This window comes from Streptomyces sp. Go-475 (assembly GCF_003330845.1).
Classification (GTDB): domain Bacteria; phylum Actinomycetota; class Actinomycetes; order Streptomycetales; family Streptomycetaceae; genus Streptomyces.
In genome coordinates this window covers 4897490-4920777 of the sequence record NZ_CP026121.1, presented here as the reverse complement: position 1 = coordinate 4920777, position 23288 = coordinate 4897490, and the positions used below count along the sequence as shown (strand labels likewise).

Annotated in this window: 15 protein-coding genes, 3 rRNA genes and 1 pseudogene; 4 read left to right on the top strand and 15 right to left on the bottom strand. The window is 69.2% G+C overall.

Features of this window, described 5'->3' with window-relative positions; all coding sequences use genetic code 11:
- Window positions 1–50 precede the first annotated feature (50 nt).
- The 4 genes from C1703_RS22730 to C1703_RS22715 form a co-directional block, all read right to left on the bottom strand.
- Entirely contained in the window at window positions 51–695 is a 645-nt protein-coding gene (locus C1703_RS22730) for an HAD family hydrolase (protein ID WP_114254612.1), read from the bottom strand.
- 61 nt (window positions 696–756) lie between these two features.
- Window positions 757–873, bottom strand: a 5S ribosomal RNA gene (gene rrf / locus C1703_RS22725).
- 85 nt (window positions 874–958) lie between these two features.
- Window positions 959–4080 (bottom strand): 23S ribosomal RNA (locus C1703_RS22720).
- A 298-nt stretch (window positions 4081–4378) separates the two neighbouring features.
- Window positions 4379–5904: ribosomal RNA gene (locus C1703_RS22715) — 16S ribosomal RNA — on the bottom strand.
- The 16S, 23S and 5S rRNA genes sit together here, the layout of an rRNA operon.
- Before the next feature lie 838 nt (window positions 5905–6742).
- On the opposite strand from C1703_RS22715, the gene trpS reads away from it, so the two are divergent.
- Window positions 6743–7771 (top strand): tryptophan--tRNA ligase, encoded by a 1029-nt coding sequence (gene trpS / locus C1703_RS22705; protein WP_114254611.1) that lies wholly within the window; start codon window positions 6743–6745, stop codon window positions 7769–7771.
- Window positions 7772–7810: 39 nt separating this feature from the next.
- Here the strand turns inward: trpS and proC are convergent, their stop codons facing one another.
- The 6 genes and pseudogenes from proC to C1703_RS22675 form a co-directional block, all read right to left on the bottom strand.
- The gene (gene proC, locus C1703_RS22700; RefSeq protein WP_114254610.1) at window positions 7811–8623 is read right to left on the bottom strand and encodes a pyrroline-5-carboxylate reductase; all 813 of its coding nucleotides are present in this window, start codon (window positions 8621–8623) and stop codon (window positions 7811–7813) included.
- A 104-nt stretch (window positions 8624–8727) separates the two neighbouring features.
- Window positions 8728–9495: an ABC transporter permease gene (locus C1703_RS22695; protein WP_114254609.1), complete on the bottom strand. Its 768-nt coding sequence runs from the start codon at window positions 9493–9495 to the stop codon at window positions 8728–8730.
- Window positions 9495–10328, bottom strand: a pseudogene (locus C1703_RS22690) (ABC transporter ATP-binding protein); the annotation flags it as partial. The pseudogene C1703_RS22690 and the gene C1703_RS22695, both read right to left, overlap by 1 nt.
- A 32-nt stretch (window positions 10329–10360) precedes the next feature.
- Window positions 10361–11191 (bottom strand): class I SAM-dependent methyltransferase, encoded by an 831-nt coding sequence (locus C1703_RS22685; RefSeq protein WP_114254607.1) that lies wholly within the window; start codon window positions 11189–11191, stop codon window positions 10361–10363.
- Window positions 11192–11254: 63 nt separating this feature from the next.
- The gene (locus C1703_RS22680; protein ID WP_114254606.1) at window positions 11255–11770 is read right to left on the bottom strand and encodes an EamA/RhaT family transporter; all 516 of its coding nucleotides are present in this window, start codon (window positions 11768–11770) and stop codon (window positions 11255–11257) included.
- Window positions 11771–11812: 42 nt separating this feature from the next.
- Window positions 11813–12133: an SH3 domain-containing protein gene (locus tag C1703_RS22675; protein ID WP_114254605.1), complete on the bottom strand. Its 321-nt coding sequence runs from the start codon at window positions 12131–12133 to the stop codon at window positions 11813–11815.
- Window positions 12134–12316: 183 nt separating this feature from the next.
- On the opposite strand from C1703_RS22675, the gene C1703_RS22670 reads away from it, so the two are divergent.
- Window positions 12317–14425: a serine/threonine-protein kinase gene (locus C1703_RS22670; RefSeq protein WP_114254604.1), complete on the top strand. Its 2109-nt coding sequence runs from the start codon at window positions 12317–12319 to the stop codon at window positions 14423–14425.
- Window positions 14426–14507: 82 nt separating this feature from the next.
- Here the strand turns inward: C1703_RS22670 and ilvD are convergent, their stop codons facing one another.
- The 4 genes from ilvD to C1703_RS22650 form a co-directional block, all read right to left on the bottom strand.
- Window positions 14508–16361: a dihydroxy-acid dehydratase gene (gene ilvD, locus C1703_RS22665; protein ID WP_114254603.1), complete on the bottom strand. Its 1854-nt coding sequence runs from the start codon at window positions 16359–16361 to the stop codon at window positions 14508–14510.
- A 139-nt stretch (window positions 16362–16500) separates the two neighbouring features.
- Window positions 16501–17127 carry a TetR family transcriptional regulator gene (locus tag C1703_RS22660; RefSeq protein ID WP_114254602.1) on the bottom strand — a complete coding sequence of 209 codons (627 nt, stop codon included), beginning with the start codon at window positions 17125–17127 and terminating at the stop codon, window positions 16501–16503.
- Complete coding sequence (locus tag C1703_RS22655; protein WP_114254601.1) at window positions 17124–17948, bottom strand: sugar phosphate isomerase/epimerase; 825 nt, start codon at window positions 17946–17948, stop codon at window positions 17124–17126. Before C1703_RS22655 ends, C1703_RS22660 begins: the two co-directional genes overlap by 4 nt.
- 131 nt (window positions 17949–18079) lie before the next feature.
- Window positions 18080–19012 (bottom strand): Ppx/GppA phosphatase family protein, encoded by a 933-nt coding sequence (locus C1703_RS22650; protein WP_114254600.1) that lies wholly within the window; start codon window positions 19010–19012, stop codon window positions 18080–18082.
- A gap of 71 nt (window positions 19013–19083) precedes the next feature.
- On the opposite strand from C1703_RS22650, the gene C1703_RS22645 reads away from it, so the two are divergent.
- Window positions 19084–19884: a hypothetical protein gene (locus C1703_RS22645; protein ID WP_114254599.1), complete on the top strand. Its 801-nt coding sequence runs from the start codon at window positions 19084–19086 to the stop codon at window positions 19882–19884.
- A gap of 11 nt (window positions 19885–19895) precedes the next feature.
- Here the strand turns inward: C1703_RS22645 and C1703_RS22640 are convergent, their stop codons facing one another.
- The gene (locus tag C1703_RS22640; protein WP_114254598.1) at window positions 19896–21605 is read right to left on the bottom strand and encodes a sigma-70 family RNA polymerase sigma factor; all 1710 of its coding nucleotides are present in this window, start codon (window positions 21603–21605) and stop codon (window positions 19896–19898) included.
- Between the two features lie 197 nt (window positions 21606–21802).
- Between C1703_RS22640 and radA the strand changes: the two genes are divergently transcribed.
- Window positions 21803–23212: a DNA repair protein RadA gene (gene radA / locus C1703_RS22635; protein WP_114254597.1), complete on the top strand. Its 1410-nt coding sequence runs from the start codon at window positions 21803–21805 to the stop codon at window positions 23210–23212.
- Window positions 23213–23288: the final 76 nt, after the last annotated feature.

Below are 23288 nucleotides of genomic sequence, written 5' to 3'. Positions count from 1 at the left end.
ACTCATGGGTAGATCCAGCCAAAGATGAATTCGACTCAGCTTCTACGGCCTCACATGAGCAGCTCGGTCAGCTCCCTCATGTCGGAGAAGAGCCGCCCGGCCCCGGTCAGCCTGTCCGCCGGCGTCATGGCGGTGAACCCGTACACGTCCATCCCCGCGGCGACGGCCGCCTGTACCCCCAGCAGACTGTCCTCGATGACGACACACCGCTCCGGCGCGATCCCCATCCGCTCGGCGGCGTACAGGAACAGATCCGGGGCCGGCTTCCCCCTGCCCACGTCCTCCGAGCTGAAGATCCGCCCCTCGTCGAACCACCGGTCGAGCCCGGTCGTCCGATGCCCCACCCGGATCCGCTCATGACTCCCGGACGACGCCACGCAGTACGGCACGGAGTCGGCGGCGAGCTTCTGCAGGACCTCGTCGACGCCGGGCACGGCCTTCAAGTCCCGCTCGAAGGCCGCGAAGACCCGGGCGTGGAACACATCGTCGAAGTCCGCCGGCAGCCGCTGCCCGGTCCGCTCGGCCACGAGGTCGTGTATGCGGTGCATGGCGGAGCCCATGTAGTCGCGCAGGGAGTCCTCGTAGGACGTGGGGTGGCCGAGCTCGGTCAGATAGGCGGCCAGGAGCCGGTTGGAGATGGGCTCACTGTCGACGAGGACACCGTCATTGTCGAAGATCACGAGGTCATAGCGCATGGCTCGACCCTAAACGCAGAAAACCCCCGCATCGAATGATGCGGGGGTTTTCCCAAAAATTGTTCGGCGGCGTCCTACTCTCCCACAGGGTCCCCCCTGCAGTACCATCGGCGCTGTAAGGCTTAGCTTCCGGGTTCGGAATGTAACCGGGCGTTTCCCCTACGCTATAACCACCGAAACACTATGAAACTGTCCAGCCGCACCACACGTGGCATGTGGGGCCGTTCGTGGTTTCAGAACCAACACAGTGGACGCGAGCAACTGAGGACAAGCCCTCGGCCTATTAGTACCGGTCAACTCCACACGTTACCGTGCTTCCATATCCGGCCTATCAACCCAGTCGTCTACTGGGAGCCTTACCCTCTCCAGGAGGTGGGAGTCCTCATCTCGAAGCAGGCTTCCCGCTTAGATGCTTTCAGCGGTTATCCCTCCCGAACGTAGCCAACCAGCCATGCCCTTGGCAGAACAACTGGCACACCAGAGGTTCGTCCGTCCCGGTCCTCTCGTACTAGGGACAGCCCTTCTCAAGACTCCTACGCGCACAGCGGATAGGGACCGAACTGTCTCACGACGTTCTAAACCCAGCTCGCGTACCGCTTTAATGGGCGAACAGCCCAACCCTTGGGACCGACTCCAGCCCCAGGATGCGACGAGCCGACATCGAGGTGCCAAACCATCCCGTCGATATGGACTCTTGGGGAAGATCAGCCTGTTATCCCCGGGGTACCTTTTATCCGTTGAGCGACGGCGCTTCCACAAGCCACCGCCGGATCACTAGTCCCGACTTTCGTCCCTGCTCGACCCGTCGGTCTCACAGTCAAGCTCCCTTGTGCACTTACACTCAACACCTGATTGCCAACCAGGCTGAGGGAACCTTTGGGCGCCTCCGTTACCCTTTAGGAGGCAACCGCCCCAGTTAAACTACCCATCAGACACTGTCCCTGATCCGGATCACGGACCCAGGTTAGACATCCAGCACGACCAGACTGGTATTTCAACGACGACTCCACACTAACTGGCGTTAGCGCTTCACAGTCTCCCAGCTATCCTACACAAGCCGAACCGAACACCAATATCAAACTGTAGTAAAGGTCCCGGGGTCTTTCCGTCCTGCTGCGCGAAACGAGCATCTTTACTCGTAGTGCAATTTCACCGGGCCTATGGTTGAGACAGTCGAGAAGTCGTTACGCCATTCGTGCAGGTCGGAACTTACCCGACAAGGAATTTCGCTACCTTAGGATGGTTATAGTTACCACCGCCGTTTACTGGCGCTTAAGTTCTCAGCTTCGCCCCACCGAAATGGAGCTAACCGGTCCCCTTAACGTTCCAGCACCGGGCAGGCGTCAGTCCGTATACATCGCCTTACGGCTTCGCACGGACCTGTGTTTTTAGTAAACAGTCGCTTCTCGCTGGTCTCTGCGGCCACCCCCAGCTCAGGGCGCAAAGCCCGTCACCGGATGTGGCCCCCCTTCTCCCGAAGTTACGGGGGCATTTTGCCGAGTTCCTTAACCATAGTTCACCCGAACGCCTCGGTATTCTCTACCTGACCACCTGAGTCGGTTTAGGGTACGGGCCGCCATGAAACTCGCTAGAGGCTTTTCTCGACAGCATAGGATCATCCACTTCACCACAATCGGCTCGGCATCAGGTCTCAGACTATTGCCAGGCGGATTTGCCTACCTGACGTCCTACACCCTTACCCCGGGACAACCACCGCCCGGGCTGGACTACCTTCCTGCGTCACCCCATCACTCACCTACTAACCGCTTGGTTCGGCGGCTCCACCACTCCGGATCACCCCGAAGGGATCACCGGCGGCTTCACGGCCTTAGCATCACGATGCTCGATGTTTGACGCTTCACAGCGGGTACCGGAATATCAACCGGTTATCCATCGACTACGCCTGTCGGCCTCGCCTTAGGTCCCGACTTACCCTGGGCAGATCAGCTTGACCCAGGAACCCTTAGTCAATCGGCGCACACGTTTCTCACGTGTGAATCGCTACTCATGCCTGCATTCTCACTCGTCAACCGTCCACAACTCGCTTACACGGCTGCTTCACCCGGCAGACGACGCTCCCCTACCCATCCATACACCCGTTGGGGCTGTTGTATGAATGACACGACTTCGGCGGTACGCTTGAGCCCCGCTACATTGTCGGCGCGGAATCACTAGACCAGTGAGCTATTACGCACTCTTTCAAGGGTGGCTGCTTCTAAGCCAACCTCCTGGTTGTCTCTGCGACTCCACATCCTTTCCCACTTAGCGTACGCTTAGGGGCCTTAGTCGATGCTCTGGGCTGTTTCCCTCTCGACCATGGAGCTTATCCCCCACAGTCTCACTGCCGCGCTCTCACTTACCGGCATTCGGAGTTTGGCTAAGGTCAGTAACCCGGTAGGGCCCATCGCCTATCCAGTGCTCTACCTCCGGCAAGAAACACACGACGCTGCACCTAAATGCATTTCGGGGAGAACCAGCTATCACGGAGTTTGATTGGCCTTTCACCCCTAACCACAGGTCATCCCCCAGGTTTTCAACCCTGGTGGGTTCGGTCCTCCACGAAGTCTTACCTCCGCTTCAACCTGCCCATGGCTAGATCACTCCGCTTCGGGTCTTGAGCGTGCTACTCCAACGCCCTATTCGGACTCGCTTTCGCTACGGCTTCCCCACACGGGTTAACCTCGCAACACACCGCAAACTCGCAGGCTCATTCTTCAAAAGGCACGCAGTCACGAGAACAAGGCAAGCCTTGTTCCGACGCTCCCACGGCTTGTAGGCACACGGTTTCAGGTACTATTTCACTCCCCTCCCGGGGTACTTTTCACCATTCCCTCACGGTACTATCCGCTATCGGTCACCAGGGAATATTTAGGCTTAGCGGGTGGTCCCGCCAGATTCACACGGGATTTCTCGGGCCCCGTGCTACTTGGGTGTCTCTCAAACGAGCCGCTGACGTTTCGACTACGGGGGTCTTACCCTCTACGCCGGACCTTTCGCATGTCCTTCGCCTACATCAACGGTTTCTGACTCGTCCTGTTGCCGGCAGACAACAGAAGAGAGATCCCACAACCCCGTATACGCAACCCCTGCCGGGTCTCACACGCATACGGTTTGGCCTCATCCAGTTTCGCTCGCCACTACTCCCGGAATCACGGTTGTTTTCTCTTCCTGCGGGTACTGAGATGTTTCACTTCCCCGCGTTCCCTCCACACTGCCTATGTGTTCAGCAGCGGGTGACAGCCCATGACGACTGCCGGGTTTCCCCATTCGGACACCCCCGGATCAAAGCTCGGTTGACAGCTCCCCGGGGCCTATCGCGGCCTCCCACGTCCTTCATCGGTTCCTAGTGCCAAGGCATCCACCGTGCGCCCTTAAAAACTTGGCCACAGATGCTCGCGTCCACTGTGCAGTTCTCAAACAACGACCAGCCACCCATCACCCCGCCCTCAAGAGGCGAGTTCACTGGGGCCGGCGCTGAGGAAAGTTCATTCCCTCAGACACCCAACAGCGTGCCCGACACCCTCGCCTCTCCCTCTTCCGTTCCACGCCGAAGCAGTACTAGGAAGACGAGCAGGTCAAGTGTGCCGAGTAGTCAACGTTCCACCCATGAGCAACCAGCATCAGACATTCGCTGATGTACTGGCCTCTGAACCAGGCAAGCCTGGCTTAGAAGTGCTCCTTAGAAAGGAGGTGATCCAGCCGCACCTTCCGGTACGGCTACCTTGTTACGACTTCGTCCCAATCGCCAGTCCCACCTTCGACAGCTCCCTCCCACAAGGGGTTGGGCCACCGGCTTCGGGTGTTACCGACTTTCGTGACGTGACGGGCGGTGTGTACAAGGCCCGGGAACGTATTCACCGCAGCAATGCTGATCTGCGATTACTAGCGACTCCGACTTCATGGGGTCGAGTTGCAGACCCCAATCCGAACTGAGACCGGCTTTTTGAGATTCGCTCCACCTCGCGGTATCGCAGCTCATTGTACCGGCCATTGTAGCACGTGTGCAGCCCAAGACATAAGGGGCATGATGACTTGACGTCGTCCCCACCTTCCTCCGAGTTGACCCCGGCGGTCTCCCGTGAGTCCCCAGCACCACAAGGGCCTGCTGGCAACACGGGACAAGGGTTGCGCTCGTTGCGGGACTTAACCCAACATCTCACGACACGAGCTGACGACAGCCATGCACCACCTGTACACCGACCACAAGGGGGACCCTGTCTCCAGGGTTTTCCGGTGTATGTCAAGCCTTGGTAAGGTTCTTCGCGTTGCGTCGAATTAAGCCACATGCTCCGCCGCTTGTGCGGGCCCCCGTCAATTCCTTTGAGTTTTAGCCTTGCGGCCGTACTCCCCAGGCGGGGCACTTAATGCGTTAGCTGCGGCACGGACAACGTGGAATGTTGCCCACACCTAGTGCCCACCGTTTACGGCGTGGACTACCAGGGTATCTAATCCTGTTCGCTCCCCACGCTTTCGCTCCTCAGCGTCAGTATCGGCCCAGAGATCCGCCTTCGCCACCGGTGTTCCTCCTGATATCTGCGCATTTCACCGCTACACCAGGAATTCCGATCTCCCCTACCGAACTCTAGCCTGCCCGTATCGACTGCAGACCCGGGGTTAAGCCCCGGGCTTTCACAACCGACGCGACAAGCCGCCTACGAGCTCTTTACGCCCAATAATTCCGGACAACGCTCGCGCCCTACGTATTACCGCGGCTGCTGGCACGTAGTTAGCCGGCGCTTCTTCTGCAGGTACCGTCACTTTCGCTTCTTCCCTGCTGAAAGAGGTTTACAACCCGAAGGCCGTCATCCCTCACGCGGCGTCGCTGCATCAGGCTTGCGCCCATTGTGCAATATTCCCCACTGCTGCCTCCCGTAGGAGTCTGGGCCGTGTCTCAGTCCCAGTGTGGCCGGTCGCCCTCTCAGGCCGGCTACCCGTCGTCGCCTTGGTGAGCCGTTACCTCACCAACAAGCTGATAGGCCGCGGGCTCATCCTGCACCGCCGGAGCTTTCCACCACCACAGATGCCTGTAGTGGTCAGTATCCGGTATTAGACCCCGTTTCCAGGGCTTGTCCCAGAGTGCAGGGCAGATTGCCCACGTGTTACTCACCCGTTCGCCACTAATCCCCACCGAAGTGGTTCATCGTTCGACTTGCATGTGTTAAGCACGCCGCCAGCGTTCGTCCTGAGCCAGGATCAAACTCTCCGTGAATGTGTACCGGTAATCCGGTCGACACCACGAGAGCGGAACAGTCAGGCGGAATAGGCCCGACCGTTCACAGCGTCCTCGCTGTGTTTTTTCAAAGGAACCTCGACCATCGGAGATCCGATGGACGGGGTATCAACATATCTGGCGTTGACTTTTGGCACGCTGTTGAGTTCTCAAGGAACGGTCGCTTCCTTTGTACTCACCCTCTCGGGCTTTCCTCCGGGCGCTTCCCTTCGGTCTTGCGTTTCCGACTCTATCAGATCTTTTCTCGATCCGATTTCCTCGGCGCTTTCCAGGTTCCCGCTTCCGCGTTTCCCTTTCCGGCGGTTCCGACTCTATCAGATCCTTTCGGGCCTGATTCCCAGTCAGTTGGGCTTGCCTTCGCGGCTGTTGGGCCGTTCCGACGAGTGAGACTTTAGCGGATTCCCCGGCTCCCGAGCCAATCGGGGGCCGCGTCCTTTCGAACGGGGATTCCTCATTCCGTAAATACGCATGCCAAGGAAACGACGACAGAACTACTGCGCGTCGAGTAGTGGTTGGTACTTGCGGATTGGCTGCCCGGGGACCGACCGGGGTCGGCGCTCACGTCGGGCAACTCGGAGAACACTACGGATCGGGTCTGGGCGTGTCAACTCACGGGCGGAGGGCACTCCCGGGGCGTAGTCTGGGGTGCATGACGACGCGTACGTGCAGCCAGTTCTGGTGGGCCGCCTGACGGCGGCCGTCCTCACGTATGCACTCAACGGCCGCCGCTTCGGCGGCCGTTCTTGTTTCTCCCTCCAGGACCACCGAGGGGGCCGGCCGCCCGGGGCGGCGGTCCCGACCAGGAGGTGGAGGAGAGATGACACGGGTCTTCAGCGGGGTCAAGCCGACGGGGCATCTGACGCTGGGGAACTACCTGGGGGCCATGCGGCGGTGGGCCGCGGTCGATCAGCACGCGGCCGACGCCCTGTTCTGTGTCGTGGACCTGCACGCGCTGACCGTGGAGCACGATCCCGCGCGGGTGCGCAGGCTGAGCCGGCAGGCGGCGACGTTGCTGCTGGCGTCGGGGCTGGATCCGGAACGGTGCACGGTGTTCGTGCAGAGCCATGTGGACGAGCACGCGCGGCTGTCGTACCTGCTGGAGTGTGTGGCCACCGACGGTGAGATGCGGCGGATGATCCAGTACAAGGAGAAGGCCGTGCGGGAGCAGCGGCGGGGTGGGAGTGTGCGGCTGTCGCTGCTGACGTATCCCGTGCTGATGGCGGCGGACATCCTGGCGTACGGGACCGACGAGGTGCCGGTGGGGGACGATCAGCGGCAGCACGTGGAGCTGGCGCGGGATGTGGCCGTGCGGTTCAACCAGCGGTACGGGCACACGTTCGTGGTGCCGCGGGCCACGCGGCCGGGGGTCGCGGCGCGGGTGATGAATCTGCAGGAGCCGACGTCGAAGATGGGCAAGAGCGACGACGTCGGGCCGGGGATCGTCTATCTGCTGGACGAGCCGGACGTGGTGCGGAAGAAGGTCATGCGGGCCGTGACCGACAGTGGGCGGGAGGTCGTGTACGACCGGGAGGCCCGGCCGGGGCTCGCCAATCTGCTGGAGATCCTCGCGGCGTGCACGGGTGGGGAGCCCGAGCTGTTGAGTGGTGCGTACACGTCGTACGGGGACCTGAAGAAGGACACCGCGGAGGCTGTGGTCGAGGTGCTCCGGCCCTTGCGGGAGAGGCACAAGGAGTTGTGTACGGACCCCGCGTACGTGGAGGGGGTGCTGCGGGACGGGGCGGAGCGGGCTCGGGGGATGGCCCGGCCGACGGTGGACGCCGCGTACCGGGCGATCGGCTTGCTGCCGGCCGTGGCGGAGAAGGAGCCGGCCGACGCCCGGGTGTGACGTGGCTGCGGGGGCGGGTGCCGGGCCCGCCCCCGGTGGTCAGCTGTTGTTGCCGGAGGCCAGGGCGCGGCTGCGGTCGCGGGCGGCTTCGAGGGCGGCGATGAGGGCGGCCCGTACGCCGTGGTTCTCGAGTTCGCGGATGGCGTTGATCGTCGTGCCGGCGGGGGACGTGACGTTCTCGCGGAGCTTGACCGGGTGTTCGCCGCTGTCGCGGAGCATCGTCGCGGCGCCGATGGCGGACTGGACGATGAGGTCGTGGGCCTTGTCGCGGGGCAGGCCGAGGAGGATGCCGGCGTCGGTCATGGCTTCGACCAGGTAGAAGAAGTAGGCCGGTCCGGAGCCGGAGAGGGCGGTGCAGGCGTCCTGCTGGGACTCGGGGACGCGGAGCGTCTTGCCGACGGCGCCGAAGATCTCCTCGGTGTGGGCGAGGTGGTCGGCGGTGGCGTGGGTGCCGGCGGAGATGACGGACATGGCCTCGTCGACGAGGGCGGGGGTGTTCGTCATGACGCGGACGACCGGGGTGCCGGGGGCCAGGCGTTCCTCGAAGTAGGCCGTGGGGATGCCGGCGGCGCCGCTGATGACCAGGCGGTCGGCGGGGACGTGCGGGGCGAGCTCGTCGAGGAGGGTGCCCATGTCCTGCGGCTTGACCGTGAGGATCAGGGTGTCGGCGGTCTTGGCGGCTTCGGGGTTGGTGACCGGGGTGACGCCGTAGCGGGTGCGGAGTTCTTCCGCCCGTTCCTGGCGGCGGGCGGTGACCAGGAGGTCGGCCGGGCTCCAGCCGGCGCGGATCATTCCGCTGAGCAGGGCTTCGCCGATCTTGCCGGTGCCGAGGACTGCGACTTTCTGGGTCATGGCGCGGGGTGCCTCCGAAGGGTGCGTCGTCCGGGGTCCATCCTCGCACCGGGGGGTGGGGGGGGGCGGCTCGGGTGTCCGCTGGGCGGGATGCGGGCGGGGGGCTACGCCGTCCGGCGCCTGAGGGTCGCCGCGCCCAGGGTCAGGACCAGCAGGGCGCAGCCCGCGACGATCAGGACGTCCCGGACGAAGGTGGCCGTCATGTCGGTGTGGTGGAGGACCTCGTTCATGCCGTCGACGGCGTAGGACATGGGCAGGACGTCGGAGAGGGTCTCCAGGGCCGGGTGCATGGCGTCGCGCGGGGTGAACAGGCCGCAGAGCAGGAGCTGGGGGAAGATCACCGCCGGCATGAACTGGACCGCCTGGAATTCCGAGGCCGCGAACGCCGAGACGAAGAGGCCGAGGGCCGTGCCGAGGAGGGCGTCGAGGAGGGCCACCAGGAGGAGGAGCCAGGGGCTGCCGGTGACGTCGAGGCCGAGGAGCCAGAGCGCGAGGCCCGTGGCCAGGGCGGACTGGATGATCGCGAGGGTGCCGAAGGCGAGGGCGTAGCCGGCGATGAGGTCGCCCTTGCCGAGGGGCATGGCGAGGAGGCGTTCGAGGGTGCCGGAGGTGCGTTCGCGCAGGGTGGCTATGGAGGTCACCAGGAACATCGTGATCAGCGGGAAGATCCCGAGGAGGGACGCCCCGATGTTGTCGAAGGTGCGGGGGCTGCCGTCGAAGACGTAGCGGAGCAGGAGCAGCATCACGCAGGGGATGAGGATCAGCAGCGCGATGGTGCGGGGGTCGTGGGTGAGCTGGCGGAGGACGCGGGTCGCGGTGGCGGTGGTGCGGGAGGGGTTCAGGGCCCTCGGGGACGGGGTGGTGGGGGTCATCGGGTCGTCTCCTTCGTGCGGGCTGCGGCCTTGGCCTCGTCGACCAGGTGGAGGAAGGCCGCTTCGACGGTTTCCGCGCCGGTGCGGGTGCGCAGGGCGTCGGGGGTGTCGTCGGCCAGGACCTCCCCCTCGCGCATGAGGAGGAGGCGGTGGCAGCGCTCGGCCTCGTCCATGACGTGGGAGGAGACCAGGAGGGTGGTGCCGCGGCCGGCCGCGATGTCGTGGAAGAGGGCCCAGAGGTCGCGGCGCAGGACCGGGTCGAGGCCGACGGTCGGTTCGTCGAGGACCAGGAGTTCCGGGGTGCCGAGGAGGGCGACGGCGAGGGAGACGCGGCTGCGCTGGCCGCCGGAGAGGTTGCCGGCCAGGGCGTCGGCGTGGGTGGTGAGGTCGACGTCGGCCATGGCCCGGGTGACGTGCTCGTGGCGTCGGTCGGCGGCGGCCCGGCCGGGGTCGAGTATCGCGGCGAAGTAGTCGAGGTTCTGGCGGACGGTCAGGTCGTCGTAGACGGACGGGGCCTGGGTGACGTAGCCGATGCGGGTGCGCAGGGTGGGGTGGCCGGCGGGGTGGCCGAGGACGTCGAGGGTGCCGGTGACCTTGGCCTGGGTGCCGACGATCGCGCGCATGAGGGTGGACTTGCCGCAGCCGGAGGGGCCGAGGAGGCCGGTGATCCGGCCCCGGGGGACGGTGAAGGCGAGGTCGCGCAGGACGGTGCGGGGGCCGCGGACGACGGTGAGGTCCTGGGCGTGGACGGCGGCCGGTCCGGTGTCGGTGGCGTCGGTGGCCGAAGAGGTGTCGGTGGCCGGGCGCGGTGGGTCGGGAGCATTATTCATCATGCGATGAATAATGCTCCCGGTGAGGGGACCCGTCAAGCGGGTGGGCGTCGGGCCGGGGCCTTGGCGAGCAGGAGGATCACGTCGTAGACCTCCTCGACGTGGCCGTCCGGGAAGGCCCTGAGCAGGTGCTCGCGTTCCTCGGCGAGGAAGGCCGCGGTGCGGTCCTCGCCGTGCACCAGGAAGACCGAGTGGCTGCCGATGTTGGCGAGGTGGGTGTCGACGGGGACGCGGCGGCTCCAGCGGACCGTGCGGCGGGTGAAGTCGAGGCGGTCGGCCGGGTCGGCGGCGTGGGCGTTGACGTTGCGCTTCTCGGCGGAGACGTCGATGCCGAAGTGGCGTGCCGTGCGGGCGGCGGCCTCGGCGATCCACGGCACGTCGAGGGCGTCGGTGTTCCACCACAGGGCCAGGGCGCCGCCGGGGCGCAGGACGCGGAGGGCCTCCGGGACGGAGCGGGCGGGGTCGGTCCAGTGCCAGGCCTGGGCGTAGGTGACGAGGTCGACCGAGGCGTCGGCGAGGGGGAGGTCGTCGCCCGTGCCGCGGATGAGGGGGAGGGCGGGGTGGGCGCTGCGGAACTGGGCCGCCATGCCGTCGCCGGGTTCCACGGCGACGACGTCCGCGCCCCGGGCGTGCAGGAGGGCGGTGGCTATGCCGGTGCCGGCGCCGATGTCCGCGACGCGCGCGCCGGCGAGGGGACGCCCGGCGAGGTCTTCCAACGCGTCGAAGAGGGCCGGGGGGTAGGAGGGGCGGTTGGCCGCGTACTGGGCCGCGGCGGCGTTGAAGGAGTGGGCCCGGGCGGATCGGGTGGGTGGTTCGGGGGTGGTGGGGGCTCCGGTGGGGTCGTCAGCGGTGGGTGGTGTGGTCATGCGGCCATGGTGGCCGGGGGTGGGGCGGGGGGCGGTGAGATTTCGGTGAGAGGGCCTGGGGGCCTATACGCGGCGGCGCTTCTTCGACGGGTTGCCCGTGCGGCGGGTGGTGCGCTTCTCGTGTTGCCTGCGGGCTTCCTCGTACTCGGCGCGGTGGAGCTTCTCGCCGGGTGCCTCGGTGAGGGAGCGGACGAAGTAGGCGAGGAGGGAGCCGACGAAGCCGATGGTCAGCAGGCCGCGGAGGGACGCCTGGCGGTCCGGGTCGGGGCGGCGGGTGAAGCCGTCCCAGGTGTGGCGGAAGGCCATCGCGCTGCAGATCGCGAACATGACGGTCATGAGGAGCGTGACGAAGCTGCCGATCGCGGCGATCTGGAGGCCCTGGTAGGCGAGGCGGAGGACCAGGCAGGAGACGGCGGCGGCGGTGAGTGAGCCGGCGGAGACCGCGACGCGCCGGGTGGTGTAGCCGTTGTCGTGGTGCAGCCAGGTCGTGCCGAAGAAGCGCAGGGGTTCGGGGCGGGGGCCGGTGGGGTCGGCCGGGGAGCCCGCGGGGGCGGCCGGGGTGCCGGGTTCGTCTCTCACGAGTCGATTATGGCTCCGGGGCGGCCGCGGGCTCCCGGGGCCTCAGCCGCAGCGCGGGCGGACGTAGCCGTCGCTGCCCGTCTGCACGTAGGCGTCCGAGATGTACTCGCCGTCGGCGATGTTGTCCCAGATGTTCGACGTGCCGTACGGGCCCGAGACCGTCGTCCCCGGTGTCTGGCAGAAGATGGTGACCCTGGCCCCCTCGGGCAGGACCCGGACGATGGAGTAGCCGGTGCCGGGGCCGCTGCGGACGTTGACCCGGTAGCCCGGGGCCACCGGGTAGGTGCGCAGGGCCGTTGCCGCCAGGGTGGCGACTTCGCTCTCGTCCCCGCTCTCGACTGCTTCCACGCGATCGACAGACATGAAAAACCTCCCCCGTTGAACCCCCATGGCTGCCATGGGGTCCCGTTGATTCCCCCGAGTCGCCCCATGAAACACATGTGCGTAACTCGCGCAGGGAGGCTAGCAAGCCGCCTCTGTCCCGCACGAGTCATCGACTAGGCTCCGTGCGTCGCGCACGCGGACGAACAGCACGGGGGTGGTCCCATGGCGCCACAGCGAGACGCCGGAGCGGACCCGGAAGCGGAACTTCCCGAGTACGTCGGTCACTACCGGCTGGAGTCCTGTCTGGGCTCCGGCGGCATGGGCGTGGTGCACCTGGCCCGGAGCACGTCCGGGATGAAGCTCGCGGTGAAGGTGGTGCACGCCCGGTTCGCCGACGACCCCGATTTCAGAGGGCGTTTCCGGCAGGAGGTGGCGGCGGCGCGCCGGGTGAGCGGGGCCTTCACCGCACCCGTCGTCGATGCCGACCCGGAGGCCGGACGGCCGTGGATGGCCACCCTGTACATCCCGGGCCCGACCCTCTCCGAAGAGGTGAAGCGGAACGGGCCCATGGCGACGGCCCAGTTGCGTCGGCTGATGGCCGGGCTGGCCGAGGCGCTGCGCGACATCCATCGGGCCGGAGTCGTCCACCGGGATCTGAAGCCGAGCAACGTCCTGCTCGCCGACGACGGGCCGAAGGTCATCGACTTCGGCATCTCCCGGCCGTCGGACAGTGAACTGCGCACCGAGACCGGCAAGTTGATCGGCACACCGCCCTTCATGGCACCCGAGCAGTTCCGGCGTCCGCGGGACGTCGGTCCGGCCGCCGACGTCTTCGCGCTCGGGTCGGTGATGGTGCACGCGGCCACGGGACGCGGGCCGTTCGACTCCGACAGCCCCTACGTCGTCGCCTACCAGGTCGTGCACGACGAGCCCGACCTGGCCGGAGTGCCGGACGAGATCGCGCCGCTGGTGCGGCGGTGCCTGGCCAAGGAGCCGGAGGACCGGCCCACGCCGGACGAGTTGATGCGGGAACTGCGCTCGGTCGCGGCCTCGTACGACACCCAGACGTTCATCCCCGCTCAGGGGGCGGGAGACGTTCCGGAGCGGCAGCCCGCCGTCGAGGAGCCCGCCCGCGAGGCGGAGCCCGAGCGCAAGCCGGGCAGGCGCCTCGGCAGACGGGCGGCACTCGGCGCCGGACTGCTCGGCGTGGCCGTCGTGGGCGCCCTGGTGTCGCTCCCCCTGACCGGCCCCGGCGGCGGGGCCCCGCCGCACAGCGCCCCGCGGACGACGTCCGCCGCGTTCACCGGCTGGGAGACGACACCGGCCACCTCGGGGGGAACGCCCCAGTGCTCCTACGGGGCGGAACGGTTGCTCTGTGCCGTGCCGGGACGGGTCTTCGCCCTCGATCCGTCCGACGGGCACCTCCTGTGGCGGCGTGCCGTCGGCGCGGGCGTCAGAAGCGGACCGCCCGTGCTGACCGGCGGGCTCGTGCAGAGCGCGATCGGCCAGGGGCGTCACGTGGAGGCGCTCGACCCGAGGTCGGGCAAGGTGAAGTGGCAGCGGGACGTGCCCGCGTACAGCGGCATGGAGTCCGCCGGGGGCATGCTGCTGATCACGGGAACGGACGGGACGGTCACCGGCGTGGACAGCGCGTCGGGCGACCCGCGGTGGAGCCACCGGATTCCCGGCCACGCGATGCCGTACTTCGTCACGTTCTCCGGCGACCCGCTGGCGTACGTCACGAGCACGTCGGACGACGGGTCCGGCACGCGGGTCACCGCCGTGGACCCGGAGACGGGGGACGTGCGCTGGGACGCCCGGCTGGACGGGGCGCTGCGGCCCTTCGACACGGTGGACGGGTCGCTGTTCCTGCTGTCCGTCGACGCGGTGCGCGGGGACGCGCGGGCCGTGGTCCGCTACACCCCGGGCAGCGGAGCGACGCGGCGGGTGCGCCTCGCCGTTCCCCTCCAGCAGGCCCACGGCACCGCGCGCGGAGACCTGGTCTTCCTCACCGGCACCGGCGGCTCCCTCGTCGCCGTCGACCTGGCGGCCCGCAAGCAGCTGTGGAACCTCGAGACCGGCGTCGTGCGGAGCTCCACGCCCGTCGCCGGGGAACGGTACGTGTACGTCACCACGCCGGACGGGCGGCTGCTCGCCGCCGACGCCCGGCGCGGGACCCTCGCCGGGCAGACCCCGCCCCGGCTGAGGACGCAGTCGGACCGCGTCCCGGGAGCGCTTCCCGAGCCCCTGCTCGTGGGCGACCGGATCTACGCCACCGCGCCGGACGGCAGTGTCTTCGCCGTCGACGCGCGGGATCCGGCCGGGTGGTAGCCGGCCGGGTCGTAGCAGGACGCGCGGAGGGCCGCTCCCGGTGGACGGGGGCGGCCCTCGGCGGCAGAAGGGGGCAGGGGGGTCAGCCCAGCTTCGACACGTCCCGGACCGCGCCCTTGTCCGCGCTGGTCGCCATCGCCGCGTAGGCGCGCAGGGCGGCCGAGACCTTGCGGTCGCGGTTCTTCGGGGCGTACCGACCGTTCAGGGCCTGCTCGCGGCGGGCCAGCTCGGCGTCGTCGACCATGAGGTCGATCGAGCGGTTGGGGATGTCGATGCGGATGCGGTCGCCGTCCTCGACGAGGGCGATGGTGCCGCCCGCGGCCGCCTCCGGGGAGGCGTGGCCGATGGACAGGCCCGAGGTGCCGCCGGAGAAGCGGCCGTCCGTGACGAGCGCGCAGGTCTTCCCGAGGCCGCGGCCCTTCAGGTACGAGGTCGGGTAGAGCATCTCCTGCATGCCGGGGCCGCCCTTGGGGCCCTCGTAGCGGATGACGACGACGTCGCCGTCCTTGACCTGCTGGGTGAGGATCTTCTGGACGGCCTCCTCCTGCGACTCGCAGACGACCGCCGGGCCCTCGAAGGTCCAGATGGACTCGTCGACGCCGGCCGTCTTCACGACGCAGCCGTCCACGGCCAGGTTGCCCTTGAGGACCGCGAGGCCGCCGTCCTTGGAGTAGGCGTGCTCGACGGAGCGGATGCAGCCGCCCTCGGCGTCCTCGTCCAGGGCCTCCCAGCGCTCGGACTGGGAGAAGGCCTCGGCGGAGCGGACGCAGCCGGGGGCCGCGTGCCACAGCTCGACGGCCTCCGGGGACGGGGAGCCGCCGCGCACGTCCCAGGTCTTCAGCCAGTCGGCGAGGGAGGGGCTGTGCACGGAGTGCACGTCCTCGTTGAGCAGGCCCGCGCGGTGCAGCTCGCCGAGCAGGGCGGGGATGCCGCCGGCGCGGTGCACGTCCTCCATGTAGTACGTGCGGTCCTTGGCGACGTTCGGGGCGACCTTGGCCAGGCACGGCACGCGGCGGGAGACCTCGTTGATCTCCTCCAGGCCGAAGGGGACGCCCGCCTCCTGGGCGGCGGCCAGCAGGTGCAGGATCGTGTTGGTGGAGCCGCCCATGGCGATGTCGAGGGCCATGGCGTTCTCGAAGGCGGCGAAGGACGCCACGCTGCGGGGCAGGACCGTGTCGTCGTCCTGCTCGTAGTAGCGGCGGGTGATGTCCATGACCGTCTTGGCCGCGTTCACGTACAGCTGCTTGCGGGCCGTGTGCGTGGCGAGGACCGAGCCGTTGCCGGGCAGGGACAGGCCGATGGCCTCGGTCAGGCAGTTCATCGAGTTGGCGGTGAACATGCCGGAACAGGAGCCGCAGGTCGGGCAGGCGTTCTCCTCGATGCGGAGGATGTCCTCGTCGGAGATCTTGTCGTTCACGGCGTCGGAGATCGCGTCGACCAGGTCGAGCGTGCGGACCGTGCCGTCGACGAGGGTGGCGCGGCCGGACTCCATCGGGCCGCCGGAGACGAACACCGTGGGGATGTTCAGCCGCAGGGCCGCGTTGAGCATGCCCGGGGTGATCTTGTCGCAGTTGGAGATGCAGATCAGGGCGTCGGCGCAGTGGGCCTCGACCATGTACTCCACGCTGTCCGCGATCAGGTCGCGGGAGGGCAGGGAGTAGAGCATGCCGCCGTGGCCCATGGCGATGCCGTCGTCCACGGCGATGGTGTTGAACTCGCGCGGGATGCCGCCGGCCTCGATCACCGCCTCGCTGACGATCCGGCCGACCGGCGCCAGGTGCGTGTGGCCCGGCACGAACTCCGTGAAGCTGTTGGCGACCGCGATGATCGGCTTGCGGCCGATGTCCGCACCGGGTACACCGGAGGCGCGCATCAGGGCGCGGGCGCCCGCCATGTTGCGGCCGTGGGTGACTGTGCGGGACCTCAGCTCGGGCATCGTCGCTCGCTCCTTCTACAGGCTGCGTCAGAGGATTCGGAGATTTCTGACTGCTACCGAGCGTACGCCGGTCATCCAGTGGGCGGGACGGAGTGTCCGGAATGCGGGATGCCCGTCTCGCGACGGCCCGTCCGGGGCGCTACGGAGCGGTCAGGTGTCCCTGGACGACGGGGGCCAGCCGCTCGATGATCTGCTCCGGGTCCGCCGAGGCCAGCGGCTCGACCTTGATGACGTAGCGCAGGACGGCCGTGCCCACGAGCTGGGCGGCGGCCAGCTCGGCCCGCAGTTCCGCGTCGGGCAGGTCCAGTCGTACGGCGATGCGGTGCAGGACCTGGGTGGCGACGATCCGGCGGAAGACGGCGGCCGCGGTGTCGTTGGTGAGGGCGGAGCGGACGATGGCGAGCAGGGGCGCGCGGGTCGCCGGGTTCTCCCAGACGCCGAAGAAGAAGCGGGCCAGCCGCTCCCCCACGCCGTCGAGCGGGCCCTCCTCGATGGCCTTCGGCGCCTGCAGCGCGGGTCCGAAGGACTGGGTGATCGCCGCCTCGAAGACCTGCTCCTTCGTGCCGAAGTAGTGGTGCACGAGGGCGGAGTCGACGCCGGCGGTCTTGGCGATGCCGCGCACGGACGTCTTCTCGTAGCCGCGCTCGGAGAACTCGTCGCGGGCGGCGGTGAGGATGCGGTCGCGGGTGTCGGCGGACTCCGTGCGCGGGGGGCGGCCGCGGCGGCGGGCGGTGGGGCCGGTGCCGGCCGGGGGCCGGTCGGTCATCGGCGCGGCACCTTCGCCGCCGAGGCCAGGTGGAGGCGGGTGAAGGCCAGGGCCTCGGCCAGGTCGGCCTCGCGCTCGGCGGTGGACATGGCGCGGCGGGTGTTGACCTCGATGACGACATGGCCGTCGAAGCCGGTCAGGGCGAGCCGCTCCAGCACCTCGGCGCAGGGCTGGGTGCCGCGGCCGGGCACCAGGTGCTCGTCCTTGGCGGAGCCGCGGCCGTCGGCGAGGTGGACGTGGCCCAGGCGGTCGCCCATGCGGTCGACCATGTCGAGGGCGTCGGTGCGGGCCGTCGCGGTGTGGCTGAGGTCGATCGTGAAGTGGCGGTAGTCGTCGTTCGTGACGTCCCAGTCGGGGGCGTAGGCGAGCATCTCGCGGTCGCGGTAGCGCCAGGGGTACATGTTCTCGACGGCGAACCGTACGTCCGTCTCGTTCGCCATGCGCCAGATGCCGGTGACGAAGTCCCGGGCGTACTGGCGCTGCCAGCGGAACGGGGGGTGGACGACGACCGTGCTCGCGTCGAGCTTCTCGGCCGCCGCGCGGGCCCGCTGGAGCTTGGTCCAGGGGTCGGTGGACCAGACGCGCTGCGTGATGAGCAGGCAGGGGGCGTGCACGGCCAGGATCGGGATCTGGTGGTAGTCGCTCAGTCTGCGCAGGGCCTCGATGTCCTGGCTGACGGGGTCGGTCCAGACCATGACCTCGACTCCGTCGTAGCCGAGGCGCGCGGCGATCTCGAAGGCCGTGGCCGTCGACTCCGGGTAGACCGAGGCCGTCGAGAGGGCGACCTTCGCGTCCGGGATCTTTACGGCTGGCTCTGCCATGGAGGACAGATTACGGGGTGGGACGGGGAGGCCGTGGGGTGCCTGCTCGCCGTTGTGGTGATTGCCACGTGGCGGGCGCGGCGTCCGTCGTGGCTCGTCCCGGCCCCCTGGACGTCCGTCCCTCTGGAGGTCTATACGGACTCCATGTGATCCAGCCGGCGCAGGATCACGCCCTCCCGGAGCGCCCAGGGGCAGATCTCCACGCGCTCCACGCCGAACAGGTCCATCGCCGCCTCGGCCACCAGGGCACCCGCCAGCAGCTGGCCCGCCCTGCCCTCCGAGACGCCCGGGAGTTCGGCCCGTTCCGCCTCCGTCATGCCGGACAGCCTCGGGACCCAGCCCTCCAGGGACTCCCGCTTGAGTTCCCGCTGGACGTAGAGGCCCTCGGCGGAGCGGGCCGCGCCGGCGATGCGGGCGAGCTGCTTGAAGGTCTTGGACGTGGCGACGACGTGGTCGGGGGCGCCGAAGCGGCTGAACTCGCCGACCGTGCGGGCGATCTCCGTGCGGACGTGGCGACGCAGGGCGCGGACGTCGTCCGGGGCGGGCGGGTCGCCGGGCAGCCAGCCGGCGGTGAGGCGGCCGGCGCCCAGCGGCAGCGAGGCGGCCGCGTCGGGCTCCTCGTCGATGCCGTAGGCGATCTCCAGGGAGCCGCCGCCGATGTCCAGGACCAGGAGCTTCCCGGCCGACCAGCCGAACCAGCGGCGGGCGGCGAGGAAGGTGAGCCGGGCCTCCTCCGCGCCGGTGAGGACCTGGAGCTCGACGCCCGTCTCGGCCCGCACGCGCGCCAGGACGTCGTCGGCGTTGCGGGCGTCCCGGACCGCGGAGGTCGCGAACGGCAGCACCTCTTCGACGCCCTTGTCCTCGGCGGCCTGGAGGGACTCGTGGACGACCCCGATGAGCCGGTCTATGCCGTCGGGGCCGATCGCGCCGCTGTCGTCGAGGAGCTGGGCGAGGCGCAGTTCCGCCTTGTGCGAGTGCGCGGGCAGCGGGCGCGCGCCGGGGTGTGCGTCCACCACCAGCAGATGCACCGTGTTCGATCCCACGTCGAGGACACCGAGTCTCATGTACGGAACGCTACTGCCAGCGGTGCCGTCCGCCGTCCTCGGTAGGGGCATCAGGCCCGTACCCTGGACTCGTGCCAAAGACGAAAAAGGCCAAGCGCGACAAATCACCGGGCGTCGCGGTATCCGACGAGAAGGGGCTCGACTTCGCTCGCGCGTGGGTGGAGTTTCCCGATCCGGCGGACGACGAGCAGGTGTTCCGCTGCGATCTGACATGGCTGACCTCTCGCTGGAACTGCATCTTCGGCAGCGGCTGCCAGGGCATCCAGGCGGGCCGCGCGGATGACGGGTGCTGCACGTTGGGTGCCCACTTCTCCGACGAGGACGACGAGCGGCGCGTCGCCGAGCATGTGGCGAGGCTCACGCCGGACATCTGGCAGCACCACGCCGAGGGCACGCGGAACGGCTGGGTGTCCGAGGACGAGGACGGCGACCGCCAGACCCGCCCCTTCCAGGGCTCCTGCATCTTCCAGAACCGGCCCGGCTTCCCGGGCGGCGCGGGCTGCTCGCTGCACATCCTCGCCCTGAAGGAGGGCCGGGAGCCGCTGGAGACCAAGCCGGACGTGTGCTGGCAGCTGCCGGTGCGGCGGACGTACGAGTGGATCGACCGGCCCGACGACACGCGCGTGCTGCAGGTGTCGATCGGTGAGTACGACCGCCGGGGCTGGGGTCCGGGCGGGCACGACCTGCACTGGTGGTGCACCTCGGCGACCTCGGCGCACGGCGCGGGCGAACCGGTGTACGTCTCCTACCGGCCCGAGCTGATCGAGCTGATGGGCAAGGCCGGCTACGACCGGCTGGTCGAGCTGTGCGAGGAGCGGCTGGCCTCGCAGCTGCCGCTGCTGGCCCCGCATCCGGCGGACCCGGCGGTCTGAGCGGCCGGGGCCTATGACGTGGCCGGGCTCGGGTCGCCGCTGTCCGGGGGCGGGGGCGGCGAGTCCGCCGGCTCGGTGGGCTCCGGGTCCGTCGGTGTGGGCGTGGGGTCCGGGTCGGGTGACGGGGGCGGCGTGGTCGGGGTCGGGTCCGGGGCGGACGTCGTGGGCGTCGGGTCGGGCCGGGTCGGGGGCGGCTCGGCCGGGCTGCTGGGGCGCGGGCCGGGGCCGGAGGGGCTGGGCGCGGTGCCGTAGCCCTCGATGTGGACGACGGCGCCGACGGGTGCCACCGCCACCTGCGCGCGCCAGGGGCCGGAGGGCTCCCGCAGGTGGTCGACGTACACCTTGATCGTCAACGACTGGCCGGGCCGGAGCGTTCCCGCCGACTGGCTGAGGTAGAGCCAGTCGGCGCCCGTGGTGGCGGACCAGCGGACCGGGGCGGGGCCCGTGGCCGTCAGCGTGATCAGGGTGGTGTCGCCGCTGTGGCCGGCCGTGATGTCCAGGGCGGCCTTGCGGCCGGCGCCGGGGACGCCGATGACCTCGACGGAGACGTCGGCCTTGCCGTCCTTGCCGAAGCGGGGGCCGGGGCGGGTGCTGGCGTTGCCGGTGTTCTCGTAGCCGCCGCCCGCCATCTCGCCGTCCAGGCCGAACGGGTCGTCCGCCTCGCGCGCGGAGGCCGAGCGGCCGTCCTGGCCCTCGCCCACGGGAGTGCCCCGGTAGGCGGCCCACAGGGCGAGCACCGGGGCGGCCACCACGGTGGCGACGACGGTGGTGGTGACGGCACGCGCGCGGAGCCGGTCCCTTCGGGCGGCGTGGTCCTTGGGGTCCATCGGGAAGCCGCGCCGGTCGAAGCGGGGCGCGGCGCCCCGCGCGCGCGGGTGGTGGGCCATGGCGACGTGCAGGGCCGCGCGGGGCGCCGGCAGGACGGGCAGTTCGGCGGGGGTGACGCTGGTGCCGGGCCAGCGGCCGGGGATGGCGCGCTCGGCGGTGCGGCGGCAGCGCGGGCAGTCGTCGACGTGCCGGACGAGTTCGCGGCGCAGGGCCGTGCCGAGCACCAGCCGGTCGTCGCCGACGAGGTGCGCGACGCTCGGGCACGCCCCGGTCTCGACGACGGCGAGGGCGGCACGCGTGCGTTCCACCTCGCAGGCGGCGGAGGCGAGCAGGTCGCGGGTGGCGGCCACGTCCATGCCGAGGACGGCGGCGACCTCGTGGGCGGCGAGGTGGTGGCGCACGGCGAGTTCGAGCGCCTCACGCTGCTCCGGGGTGGTGCCGGCGGCCTCGGGCCAGGCCAGCAGGGCCAGTTCGGCGCGCCGGCGTTCCCGGACCTCCTCGGAGAGGGCCGGGGCGGTCTGCCGGTCGGCGCGCTGCCGGTCGGAACGGCCCGCCGCGTGGCTGCTCTGACGTTTCTGCTTGGCCTCGGCCAGCTTGCGCAGGCACGCCCAGCGGGCCAGCGCGTACAGCCAGGCCCTGCGGTCCGCGGGTGCCTCGGGGGCGTGCCGGCCGCGGCGTTCGGCGAGGGCGAGGACGTCGCCCAGGGCAGCGGTCGCGGCGTCGTGGTCGCACAGCACGGACAGGCAGTAGGTGAACAGGCCGTCCAGGTAGGGCTCGTAGCGCGCGGGCGGCCGCTGCGCCAGGGTGCGGGCGGCCCCGCGGTCACGCGCTTCCCGGTGCACCCGGTGTGCGCCGGCCGTGCGGGTCGAGATCTCCGGAGTACTGCTCATCATTCGGCGACCGTAGGGTGCCGGGAGTGGCACCTTCAGGCGGCTTGAGCGCTTTTAATCCGTACGGGTGAAACGATCCCTCAATCGGGGACAGGAACCCTGCGTTCCGCCGCTGGCGCGGGGTGGCGGGCGCCTGGCGCGGGGGGGGCCGCGCCCGCCCGCGCCCCCTGTTGTCAGTGGCTGCGGCTACGGTTTCGTCCATGGCTGCCCGTACGAAGACCACCAAGGACCGCCCGTCCTACCGCTGCACGGAGTGCGGCTGGCAGACGGCGAAGTGGCTCGGCCGCTGCCCCGAGTGCCAGGCCTGGGGGACGGTCGAGGAGTACGGCGCGCCCGCGGTCCGTACGACGACGCCGGGGCGGGTCACCACCTCCGCCCTGCCCATCGGCCAGGTGGACGGCCGTCAGGCCACCGCCCGCCCCACCGGCGTGCCGGAGCTGGACCGCGTGCTCGGCGGCGGGCTGGTCCCCGGCGCGGTGGTGCTGGTCGCGGGCGAGCCGGGCGTCGGCAAGTCGACGCTGCTGCTGGACGTGGCGGCCAAGTCGGCGAGCGACGAGCACCGCACCCTGTACGTCACGGGCGAGGAGTCGGCGAGCCAGGTCCGGCTGCGCGCCGACCGCATCGGCGCCATCGACGACCACCTGTACCTGGCGGCCGAGACGGATCTCGCGGCGGTGCTGGGCCACTTGGACGCGGTGAAGCCCTCGCTGCTGATCATGGACTCGGTGCAGACGGTGGCCTCCCCCGAGATCGACGGCGCGCCCGGCGGCATGGCCCAGGTGCGCGAGGTCGCCGGGGCCCTGATCCGGGCGTCCAAGGAGCGCGGCATGTCCACGCTCCTGGTGGGCCACGTCACGAAGGACGGCGCGATCGCGGGCCCGCGCCTGCTGGAGCACCTGGTGGACGTCGTCCTGCACTTCGAGGGCGACCGGCACGCGCGCCTGCGGCTCGTGCGCGGCGTCAAGAACCGCTACGGCACCACGGACGAGGTCGGCTGCTTCGAGCTGCACGACGAGGGCATCACGGGCCTGGCCGACCCGAGCGGGCTCTTCCTGACCCGCCGGGCCGAACCGGTCCCGGGCACCTGCCTGACCGTCACCCTGGAGGGCCGCCGCCCCCTGGTCGCCGAGGTCCAGGCGCTCACGGTGGACTCGCAGATCCCCTCCCCGCGCCGCACCACCTCGGGCCTGGAGACCTCCCGGGTGTCGATGATGCTGGCGGTGCTGGAACAGCGCGGACGGATCAGCGCCTTGGGCAAAAGGGACATCTACTCCGCGACGGTCGGCGGGGTGAGGCTCTCCGAGCCCGCGGCGGACCTGGCCGTGGCCCTGGCGCTGGCGAGCGCGGCGAGTGACACACCTCTCCCCAAGAACCTCGTCGCGATCGGCGAGGTGGGCCTCGCGGGCGAGGTGAGACGGGTCACGGGCGTGCAGCGCAGGCTGGCGGAAGCCCACCGTCTGGGCTTCACTCATGCCCTGGTACCGGGCGACCCGGGCAGGATCCCGGCGGGTATGAAGGTCCTGGAAGTCGCGGACATAGGGGACGCCCTGCGGGTCCTTCCCCGGTCCCGTCGCCGAGAGGCCCCACGGGACGAGGAGGGTCGCCGGTAGACTTTGCCCTGGTCTCGCCCGTCCGTGCGAACCGAGCGCGCGACACGGGGGCGCCCAGAACCTGCGACCGGAGGAG